The sequence below is a fragment of the Pseudomonas profundi genome (assembly GCF_008638305.1).
Lineage (GTDB): Bacteria > Pseudomonadota > Gammaproteobacteria > Pseudomonadales > Pseudomonadaceae > Halopseudomonas > Halopseudomonas profundi.
Genome location: NZ_VTPZ01000009.1, coordinates 157911 through 168455, shown reverse-complemented (window position 1 = coordinate 168455; position 10545 = coordinate 157911). Strand labels below are relative to the sequence as shown.

Genomic DNA, 10545 nt, shown 5'->3' with positions numbered 1-10545 from the left:
CAAACCTTCTATCACGCTCCCAACCCTTTACGCCGTGTGGATTAACCGCCGCATAGCAACGAATTGCTTGACGACCATAGAGCATTGGAACCACCTGATCCCATCCCGAACTCAGAAGTGAAACGATGCATCGCCGATGGTAGTGTGGGGTCTCCCCATGTGAGAGTAGGTCATCGTCAAGCGCTTATACCGAGAACACCCCGATCTGGAGACAGGTCGGGGTGTTCTTTTATGTGCCTGGAAAATAGCTTCGGGCAGCTGGGAGGACATACCGAAGCGTGGAGGTGGCCATCCAGGCTTCAGCTGCTAACGGGGCTCTTCCTATGGTCTTGATTGCGTCGGTTTTACGAGTCTCCGTGTAGTCTTTTCCTACCGTCTATCAAGTTACTCAGCGACGGTGCAACTCGGCGCTCTCACTCTCCTATGCGGTATACTGCCTGGATATTTCCATTGTGCGCCCACCATTGCGCCGGGCTTGATACTGAGGAGACTGCGATGGACCAGGATCGCGTTATTATCTTCGACACGACTCTTCGTGACGGTGAGCAGAGCCCCGGCGCGTCGATGACGGGTGAGGAAAAGCTGCGGATCGCCAAGGCCCTGGAAAAGCTTAAGGTCGATGTAATCGAAGCCGGCTTCGCGATCGCCAGTCCCGGCGACTTCGAAGCGGTCAAGGCCATCGCCGATAACATCAAGGACAGCACTGTTTGCAGTCTCGCTCGTGCGGTGGAAGCGGATATCGAGCGCGCAGCCGAGGCTCTCGGAGGCGCTAACGCAGGTCGCATCCATACTTTTATCGCGACCAGCCCGATACATATGCAACACAAGCTGCGCCTGGAGCCGAACCAGGTGCTTGAGCAGGCAGTGCACGCTGTCAAGCATGCCCGTAATCTCTGCGCCGACGTTGAGTTTTCCTGCGAAGATGCCGGCCGCTCGGAAATCGACTTCCTGTGCAGGATTATCGAAGCGGCTATCAATGCCGGCGCGCGTACCATCAATATTCCGGACACCGTTGGGTATTCCATCCCTCACCAGTTTGGCGAGACGATTCGCCAGATCATCGAGCGGGTCCCCAATTCCGATCAGGCTATCTTTTCCGTGCATTGTCATAATGACCTGGGCCTGGCAGTGGCCAACTCACTTGCGGCGGTATGTGCGGGTGCCAGACAGGTGGAATGTACGATCAATGGCCTTGGTGAGCGGGCAGGTAATGCCGCACTTGAAGAAATCGTCATGGCGATCAAGACGCGCCAGGACATTCTCGGTGTGCATACCGGTATCGTGACCGAAAACATTCTCAGCGCCTCACGTCTTGTCTCCGGGATCACCGGTTTTCCGGTGCAGCCGAACAAGGCAATTGTCGGTGCCAACGCGTTCGCCCACGAGTCGGGTATCCATCAGGACGGCGTGATCAAGCATAGGGAAACCTATGAGATCATGAGCGCTCAGTCAGTTGGTTGGCATACCAATCGCTTGTCGCTCGGAAAGCTCTCGGGGCGTAACGCGTTCCGCAGTCGTCTGGATGAGCTGGGCATTCGGCTGCCAGGCGAAGCTGAGCTGAACGCTGCCTTTAGCCGCTTCAAAGAGTTAGCAGACAAGAAGCACGAGATCTTTGATGAAGATCTGCAAGCGCTGGTCTCGGACACGCTCACCGAAGCAGTCGATGACATCAAGCTGGTCTCTCTTGACGTCGCGTCGCGCACCGGGGAGACACCCATAGCCCAGGTAACAGTGAATGTTGATGGGGCAGATCGTGAGGCGCAATCGGAGGGCTCTGGCCCAGTGGATGCTACATTCAAGGCGATCGAGAAAATTGTTCAGTCTAACGCGAGGTTGCAGCTGTATTCGGTCAATGCCATTACTCAAGGCACTGATTCTCAGGGTGAAGTGACGGTCAGGCTGGAACGAGACGGCCGTATCGTCAATGGCAATGGCGCTGATACCGATATTGTGGTCGCCTCGGCCAAAGCCTATATCAATGCTCTTAACCTGATTCAGGCGGGTGCGCTCAAGGCGCACCCGCAAGCGGCAGGCGTTTAATGCTTGAGCAAACCCGACTGTCCTATCTGGAGGCCATGGGGGTAGCCAACTGGGTGCCCCGCGATGTGCTGCCTAACGCAGCGCAACGCGCCGCCGCCGATATTCCTTTTCCTCCGGCGCAGGCTACGCCCGAGCGCATAGAAGCATCGGCAAAGGTCATTTCAGACGTCGTCAGTCCCGAGGTAGAGGCGCAACCTGTCAGGAAGCGGGTGCCTATTCCCGTGCCGCGCCCCGGTGGTGCAGCCAAAACCCCGGTAGTTGAGACAACTGAATCCGTGGCTGCACCTGTCGAGCCAACTGCCCCAGCAGTACCTGTGCGCCCTTTTTACATGCAGCTTTGGTTGGCAGGCTCTTGTGCGTTGCTGATTGAAACGGAGGAGCCTGGATTGGAAAGCTCCTCTGCTACGTTCCGGTTGCTCAATGAAATTCTGCGCGCGGCGCAGTTGCCGACACCAGCCAGGCTTTACGCTGACTTTCATTGGCCACTGACCCGGAATCGTCAGCTTGATAACAGTGCAGTGGCGGCCAGCCAGGGGCTACAGGCGTTCATGCAAGCACGCCTGGAGTCTCAACAGATCGGCTCTATCGGCTGTTTTGGAGCCCACACCATATTACTCAGCGATCCCGATGCTGAGTCCATCGCAGCCCTCGCCGGTCGGATCGAGTCGATTGAGCAGCTTCCCCCCGCATGGTTTGTGCCCTCGCTGGAGGATCTGATGGCCGAGCCTGAGGCGAAGCGCCGGCTCTGGCATTTTCTTAAACGCATAAAGTCGCATTGGACGCCAGTGAATGTCTGATTTGTATTTTCGCCCGATGGGTGAGAGTGACGTCGATACAGTACTCGATATCGAATGTTCTGCTTTTTCGCACCCCTGGACGCGCGGTATCTTCCTTGATTGTATTCGCTCCGGTTATGAATGCTGGGTTTCGTTCGAGGGCGCTACGCAGGTAGGTCACGGCGTGTTGTCGGCAGCCGCTCAGGAGTCGCACCTGCTGAACCTGACAGTGCGGCCCGACTGCCAAGGCCGGGGCTATGGCCTGAGAATGCTGGAGCAGCTAATGGAGCGCGCCAAACACCGGGACGCAGAAGTGGCTTTCCTTGAAGTCAGGGAATCCAACATTTCGGCGATTCGCTTGTATGAGAACTTTGGCTTCAATGAGATTGGGCGTCGACGTGGTTATTATCCGGCAGCACAGGGCCAGGAAGATGCTCTGGTCATGGCATTCTCGTTGCTGGATTAAGCGTTTCGCCGGGGCCGGTCGCTTCACGAGTCATATCAATTACAACAGGTAAATGCATGCACGACCTCACGCAACTATTCCAGAACAACCGTGAATGGGCCGAAGCCATCAAACTGGAGGATCCGGAGTTTTTTACCAAGCTGGCGGGCCAGCAGGCGCCCGAGTTTCTCTGGATAGGCTGTGCCGATTCCCGCGTGCCCGCCAATGAGATCGTCGGTTTGCTTCCGGGGGAATTATTTGTTCATCGCAACATTGCCAACGTCGTGCTGCATACAGATCTCAACTGTCTTTCCGTAATGCAGTTCGCCGTGGATGTACTCAAGATCAAACACATCATCGTCACCGGTCACTATGGCTGTGGCGGCGTCAAGGCGGCGATGAGCAACACACAGTTGGGCCTGAGTGACGGCTGGCTAAGAACCATTCGCGACCTGTATTTCGAGCAACGCGAACGGCTGCGTCTGATTGAAGACGAAGAGACTCGCCTGGACCGCATGTGTGAAATGAACGTAATTCGTCAAGTGGCCAACGCCAGTCATACCAGCATTGTTCAGAACGCCTGGCACCGCGGTCAGCCGTTGGCCGTTCACGGTTTCATTTACGGAATCAAGAATGGCCATCTGAAAAACCTCGACGTGACCGTGACGGGGCCGGAGCAGATACCCGAGCAATACCGCCTCAGCCCGCCGTAATGCGAAACGAGCGATCCTGGGCGGTAGCCGGCCTGGTGATCTGCACTCTGGCCTGGGCTGGAAATGCACTGGTAGCCAGGGCAACCGCAGGTGAGCTACCGCCCATAGGCTTGTCGTTCTGGCGTTGGACCACCGCTCTGGCACTACTGCTGCCTTTTACTGTTCGTGGGCTATGGCAGCACCGCGAGGTGTTGCTCACGCGATGGAAGCATGTCGTAGTGCTCGCGGCACTGAGCATCTCCTCCTATAACACCTTGCTTTACCAGGCCGCACAAAGCACCACGGCGATCAACCTGACCCTGGTGAACACCGGCTTGCCCGTCGCCGCGTTTATCTGGTCCGTATTGTTGTTGCGGATCTGGCCCAGCGTGCTGACGCTGCTTGGTACGCTGTTGTCCTTCCTTGGTCTGCTGGTCATTCTCGGCAACGGACAACCCGAGCGGCTGCTGTCTCTGGCATTTAATCGGGGCGACCTGATCATGGTTGTGGCGGTCTTATGCTGGGGTCTGTATTCGGTGTTATTACGGCATTGGATGCTACCGATGCCCGGACTGATTCAGTTGGCTGCTCTGCTTATTTGCGGCGTGCCACTCTTGCTGCCGTTCTATTTGTGGGAATACAGTACGACGGGTGGAATGCCCCTGACGATCCAGGCTGTGGGCGCGGTGGGCTATACCGCAGTTTTCGCCTCTCTGCTCGCTTACTGGGCCTGGAATAACGGCGTTCGAGTGCTGGGGCCAGCCACCGCCTCGTTGTTCAGTTATCTGATGCCCGTATTTGCGGCCTTACTCGGTATGCTGATCCTGGGCGAGCAGTTGCAGTGGTTTCATTTTGCTGGCGGAGCGCTGACCTTCCTTGGTCTGGTTCTGGCCACTCGACCGGGGCACGCCAGATAGCTCGACCGGCCGATTATCTGTCTTTCAACTGATACTCATCAGGCTCGCGTTGCCCCCGGCCGCAGCAGTGTTAATGCTGAGCGAGCGTTCGATGTACAGGCGTTCGAGCGCTATCTGCCGGTCCCCCGGCGCGTATCCGCTCACACCGATGATGGGTCCGCTGCGTTGCGCCAGTAGTTTGCACAGCTCGCGAAGCTGATCGGAGTCGCCGTGGTGCAAGACAGCTTCGAACTCAACGCTATCGTCCTCCCAGTTCGTTGTGCTCTCGATCCTTGCCTGTACCGGAGCGGGGAGACATGCAAGCAGATCCCGGCTGGTTTGGTCCTCCGGCCAGATTGAGGTACAACCGACAGCAAGCAGCGCAGCCAATTGAATCAGGCGGTCCTGCTGGTCGTCAGCCAGGCACAATACGCGTTCACGCGGCAGTATCGTATAGGTATTGCGCTCGCCCGTCGGGCCCGGCAATACGCGTGTCAAACCACTCTGCGACAGAGACGCAAAGGCGTCGCAGGCGTCAACCAATTCGGAGTTGTTCTGTTCGCTAGCCCAGGCCCGAAGCGCTTGTGCCGGAAGGTCTATGCGCGCGGCCAGGCGTTCACGCATGCGTGCTTCGGTTTCGCCTTCGCTACCCATGCGCTCGAAGGTTGGTGCTGCGCCCTGGGCAGGGCAGCTCGATAACAATCGATACATATACAGCGGGCCGCCGGCCTTGGGACCGGTGCCGGATAGTCCTTCGCCACCGAAGGGCTGCACGCCCACCACGGCGCCGACGATATTGCGGTTGACGTAGAGGTTGCCGACACGCGCTTTGTTCACCACCTGCTCGATGGTCTCATCTATGCGCGTGTGTACTCCGAGCGTCAGTCCGTAACCGGTGTGATTGATCTGATCCAGGAGGTTCGAAAGGTCTTCGCGGCGATAGCGGAGCACGTGTAATACCGGGCCGAATACCTCGCGTTGGAGCTCATCCAGATTCTCGATTTCGATCAAGGTCGGAAGTACAAAGGTTCCCCGGCTCAAAGCATCGGGCTCATGCCGGCCCGCCTGTACGACGCGACGGCCCTTTTCACGCATCTCGTTGATATGGCGCTCGATTGTGATCCTGGCTTCAGCATCGATCACAGGGCCTACATCAGTAGCGAGGTTCCCCGGGTCGCCGACACTATAGCCGGCGAAGGTGCCTTCGAGCATGCGCAGCAGACGTTCAGCTACGTCGTCCTGTACGCACAATACGCGCAGCGCCGAACAGCGCTGGCCTGCGCTATCAAAGGCCGAATCGACCACGTCGGCTACGACCTGTTCGGTCAGGGCGGACGAATCGACAATCATGGCGTTCTGGCCGCCCGTTTCAGCTATCAAGGGAATCGGGCGTCCCTGTGCATCCAGTCGACCGGCCAGATTTTGCGAGATGACGCTTGCGACTTCGGTTGAGCCGGTAAACATCACGCCTTTGATGCGCTCGTCGCTTACCAGCACGTTACCCAGTGCCGCGCCATCGCCTGGAAGCAGCTGGACTGCCCCTTCGGGTACGCCGGCCTGGAGCAGGAACTGGATAGCCTGAGCGGCGACAAGCGAGGTCTGCTCAGCCGGTTTGGCTATTACCGTATTACCGGCGGCCAGTGCAGCCACCACCTGACCGGTAAAGATTGCCAGCGGGAAGTTCCAGGGGCTGATGCACAGCACCGTACCCAGTGGACGGTGAGTGTCGTTGTTGAAGTCCTCACGGGCTTGCCGCGCATAGAAGCGCAGGAAGTCGACTGCCTCGCGAACTTCGGCAATACCGTTGGAAAAGGTTTTACCGGCTTCGCGGGCCAGCAGGCCGAGCAGAGGCTCGATGTGCGACTCCATCACATCAGCGGCTCGCTCGAGGATAGCGGCACGTTCCGTCGGGGGGGTTGCTTGCCAGATAGGCGCTGCGATCTCGGCGGCCTGCAGCGCATCGCGTGCCTCCTGCTCGGTCGCGTTGCGTACCTGGCCCACGCAGTCGCGCAGATCTGCCGGATTGCGCACGTCCTCCCATTTCCCCTCGGCGACAGGGCAGCCAAGCATGGGCTGGGCGCGCCACTGTTGCTGGGTGCTGGCCAGAAGCGCGCTGGACAGCGAGGCGAGGCGCTGCTCATTGGACAGGTCTATCCCGCTGGAATTGGCGCGTCCTTTCCCGTACAGGTCGCGCGGCAACGGAATACGCGGATGCGGGAGCCCCAGCGTTCCTTCACTGGCTGCGGACTGTTGCACAGTAACGATAGGGTCCTCGACCAGCTCACTGATGGACACTGAGCGATCAGCAATGCGATTGACAAAGGACGTATTGGCACCATTCTCGAGAAGCCGGCGCACAAGATAGGCGAGCAATGTTTCGTGGGTGCCTACCGGGGCGTAAATGCGGCACGGACGATTCAGTTTGCCCTCAGCAGTCTTGCCGACCACCTGGTCGTAAAGCGGTTCGCCCATGCCGTGCAGACACTGGAACTCGTATTGCCCGGGGTAATAATTCTGTCCAGCCAGATGGTAGATGGTCGCCAGCGAATGCGCATTGTGGGTGGCAAACTGTGGATATACCGCGTCCGGTGCCGCCAGCAATTTACGGGCGCAGGCTATATATGAAACGTCGGTGTACATTTTGCGGGTGAACACCGGATAACCCTCAAGCCCCTCAAGCTGAGCGAACTTGATCTCGCTGTCCCAATAGGCGCCTTTGACCAGACGGATCATCAGGCGGTGGGCGCTGCGGCGTGCGAGGTCGATCAGGAAATCGATCACATAGGGACAACGTTTCTGATAAGCCTGGATGACGAAACCGATCCCGTTCCATCCGCGAAGGTCGGGGTCGAAACACAGTCGCTCGAGTAGATCGAGGGAAAGCTCCAGGCGGTCGGCTTCCTCGGCGTCAATATTGATGCCTATGTCGTAATGGCGTCCCAGGCGGACCAGCTCCAGTAGTCGAGGATAGAGTTCGTCGATGACCAGGTCATACTGTGCGCGGCTGTAGCGCGGATGCAGGGCGGATAGCTTGATGGAAATGCCCGGCCCCTCGTAGATGCCGCGGCCATTTGAGGCTTTGCCGATGGCGTGGATGGCCTGCTCGTAGGAGGTCATATAGGCGCGGGCGTCCTCGTCAGTCATCGCCGCCTCGCCGAGCATGTCGTAAGAGTAGCGGAACCCCTGTGTTTCCAGTCTGGATGCGTTGGCTAGCGCCTCGCCGATGGTTTCGCCGGTCACGAACTGTTCGCCCATCATCCGCATGGCCATATCCACGGCCTTGCGGATGACTGGTTCACCGCTCTTGCCGATGATGCGATTGAGTGAGCGGGTCATGCCTGCTTCGTTATGTGTCGACACCAGTCTGCCGGTGACCAGCAGCCCCCAGGACGCAGCGTTGACGAACATCGACGGGCTGTTTCCCAGATGCTGCTGCCAGTTGCCGTTGCTGATCTTGTCGCGAATCAGCGCGTCGCGGGTACCCTTGTCTGGAATGCGCAACAGCGCCTCGGCCAGGCACATCAGCGCTACGCCTTCCTGGGAAGATAACGAGAATTCCTGGAGCAGCCCTTGCACCAGTCCGGCTCGGCCGCTGGCACCTTTGCGTGCGCGGAGCTGCTCGGCGAGCCGGTAGGCCAGTTCGTGGCTGGATTTGGCAAGCTGTTCCGGGACGCGCGCCTGCTCCAGTAACAGCGGCACAATTTCCGGTTCTGGTCGGCGATAGGCTGCCGTGATGGCTGCCCGGAGTACTGGTTGCGGCAGAATGCTCTGGGCAAACTCGAGAAACGGCTGGAAGGACTGTTCTGATAGTTGATCGATAGCGCTGGTGTCGCCAGCACCGATGCGCTGAGCCAGGGCAGCAAGTTCGGGCATTTCCACGCCACGTTCCAGGGTTTCTAGGTAGCTGAATATCGCCTGCTTGATGAGCCAGTGCGGCGTGCGATCGATGCGCGCAGCAGCGTCTTTCAATCGGGTACGGGTGGCTTCGTCCAGTTTTACGCCGAGTGTGGTGTTGGCCATGCGCTTGTGCTCCGTTAACCGACTCCAGGCAAGCAGTCAGTATTGGTCAAAAACGCAAATTAAGCTAAAGGTGCAACCGGGTGCAACCGGTATCGGACGAATGAGAAGTGTGCTTCTGGGCAAAGTGATATGAGCGCGCCTTGGTGATCGCAGTGGGTCTATGACGAGTGCGGTGCGTATCGCGCGGGAGAATTGGATGTCAGGCTTGAAAAGGCTTCGGAGAAAGAAGATCGGTCAACGCAATAAAAAAGGGCCTAGCCGAAGCTAAGCCCTTGAAACGGTTGGTGGCTACACCTGGACTTGAACCAGGGACCCCAGCATTATGAATGCTGTGCTCTAACCAACTGAGCTATGTAGCCATCCGAGGCGCGCATTATTCCCATCTGGGTAATTATTGTCAATAGTCAGCGCGCGTCGTTTCCTTAAATTTTCAACCGCTTAGCCCGGCCACAACCGGAATTGTTGATCTTCCGGCCGGCCAGGTTGCAGTCAATAGAGCAATGTTAACCAGAAGCTTCGGTTGCAGTTTGCTGTGGGGGAGTCTGGAGGTTGATATCGGGCAAGCTGCCGCCAATGAACTCCACGCTGCGCGTCGGGAAAGCAAACTCTACGTTCATGGATTCCAGGCCCTGCATGATGCCGAGATTGATCTCCTGCTGAATGTCCATGTACTCGTTGTAATCGGCGGTCTGGACGATATGAACCACTTCGAAGGTGAGCTGGCTGTCGTCGAAGGCGAAAAAATGCGCCCGGTCGAACTTGGTTTTGTCGACCTCTGTAATGACGCGGCGCACCATCTGGCCGACTTCCCTGACGTCCCTGGCTGAGGTGCGATAGCTGATCCCGAAACGGAACACGATGCGGCGCGTCTGCATGCGCTTGTAGTTATGCAGCGTCTGCGAGAGAAGGTCGGCATTGGCACAAACGATCTGCTCACCGCTGAGGCTGCGAATGCGGGTGGTCTTCAGGCCGATGTGCTCGATATTGCCTGCCACCTCGCCGAATACCACGAAGTCACCGATCTCGAAGGGTTTGTCGATACCGATCGACAGGGAAGCAAAAACATCGCTCAGCAACGTTTGCACGGCGAGCGCGATAGCGATGCCCCCCACCCCGAGACTGGCAACCATCGCCGTGATGTCGACGCCGAGATTGGCCAGAATCGATAGCAGCATCATTGTCCATACGACGATGCGTATCATGATCCCGATGATCGTGGTGGTTACCGGGTTGCGTGCCTTGCCATCCCGGGTCAGGCTTTCTGTCCAGAGACGTACTGCCATGTCCAGCCAGAGCGCCACCTGAAAGGCGAGGGCAATAAACCACCCGTGGGACATGGCATCTTCCCAGCGCGGGGAAAGCTCGACCACTTTCAAGCCGATCAGTAGGGAAAAGGCGAGCACCAGCAGGCGGCTGGTGTTGCGTAACAGCTGCGCAGCAAAGAAATAGCTCTTGGCACGTTTCCGCTTGGACAGGGAATCGAGACGGCTACTGATAATCCGCAGCGCAGCGGAAAGAATAAGGTAACTGACAGTGGTGACGGAAAGCAGAACGACCAGATTGAACAGAAGTTCGTTATTCCAAAAAGCGTCCCAATTCATGCGTTGGATTCCCCTGGATACTTAAGCAAAGGCAGCATGAGTTCTGGCGGCCATGCCGCCGATTAGTTCCTTCTT

Annotated in this window: 7 protein-coding genes, 1 tRNA gene and 1 rRNA gene; 6 read left to right on the top strand and 3 right to left on the bottom strand. The window is 57.8% G+C overall.

Annotated elements, in window-relative coordinates; translation table 11 throughout:
• Window positions 1–66 precede the first annotated feature (66 nt).
• The 6 genes from rrf to FZE95_RS13485 all read left to right on the top strand — a co-directional run bounded on the left by rrf (window position 67) and on the right by FZE95_RS13485 (window position 4870).
• Window positions 67–182, top strand: a 5S ribosomal RNA gene (gene rrf / locus FZE95_RS13510).
• A gap of 313 nt (window positions 183–495) precedes the next feature.
• Window positions 496–2040: a 2-isopropylmalate synthase gene (locus tag FZE95_RS13505; protein WP_150301384.1), complete on the top strand. Its 1545-nt coding sequence runs from the start codon at window positions 496–498 to the stop codon at window positions 2038–2040.
• Window positions 2040–2837: a hypothetical protein gene (locus FZE95_RS13500; protein WP_150301383.1), complete on the top strand. Its 798-nt coding sequence runs from the start codon at window positions 2040–2042 to the stop codon at window positions 2835–2837. Before FZE95_RS13505 ends, FZE95_RS13500 begins: the two co-directional genes overlap by 1 nt.
• A complete protein-coding gene (gene rimI, locus FZE95_RS13495) occupies window positions 2830–3282 on the top strand; it encodes a ribosomal protein S18-alanine N-acetyltransferase (protein WP_150301382.1) in 453 nt (150 codons plus the stop codon). Before FZE95_RS13500 ends, rimI begins: the two co-directional genes overlap by 8 nt.
• A 56-nt stretch (window positions 3283–3338) precedes the next feature.
• Window positions 3339–3974: a carbonate dehydratase gene (can, locus tag FZE95_RS13490; RefSeq protein ID WP_150301381.1), complete on the top strand. Its 636-nt coding sequence runs from the start codon at window positions 3339–3341 to the stop codon at window positions 3972–3974.
• Window positions 3974–4870, top strand: a complete 897-nt coding sequence (locus tag FZE95_RS13485; RefSeq protein WP_150301380.1) for a DMT family transporter — start codon at window positions 3974–3976, stop codon at window positions 4868–4870. The genes can and FZE95_RS13485 overlap by 1 nt, the downstream gene beginning before the upstream one ends.
• A gap of 24 nt (window positions 4871–4894) precedes the next feature.
• On the opposite strand, the gene putA is transcribed toward FZE95_RS13485, so the two are convergent.
• The 3 genes from putA to FZE95_RS13470 all read right to left on the bottom strand — a co-directional run bounded on the left by putA (window position 4895) and on the right by FZE95_RS13470 (window position 10470).
• Window positions 4895–8869, bottom strand: coding sequence for a trifunctional transcriptional regulator/proline dehydrogenase/L-glutamate gamma-semialdehyde dehydrogenase (gene putA, locus FZE95_RS13480; RefSeq protein WP_150301379.1), 3975 nt, complete (start codon window positions 8867–8869; stop codon window positions 4895–4897).
• A 282-nt stretch (window positions 8870–9151) separates the two neighbouring features.
• Window positions 9152–9228: transfer RNA gene (locus tag FZE95_RS13475), tRNA-Met, on the bottom strand.
• Window positions 9229–9372: 144 nt separating this feature from the next.
• Window positions 9373–10470 carry a mechanosensitive ion channel family protein gene (locus FZE95_RS13470; RefSeq protein WP_150301378.1) on the bottom strand — a complete coding sequence of 366 codons (1098 nt, stop codon included), beginning with the start codon at window positions 10468–10470 and terminating at the stop codon, window positions 9373–9375.
• Window positions 10471–10545 lie beyond the last annotated feature (75 nt).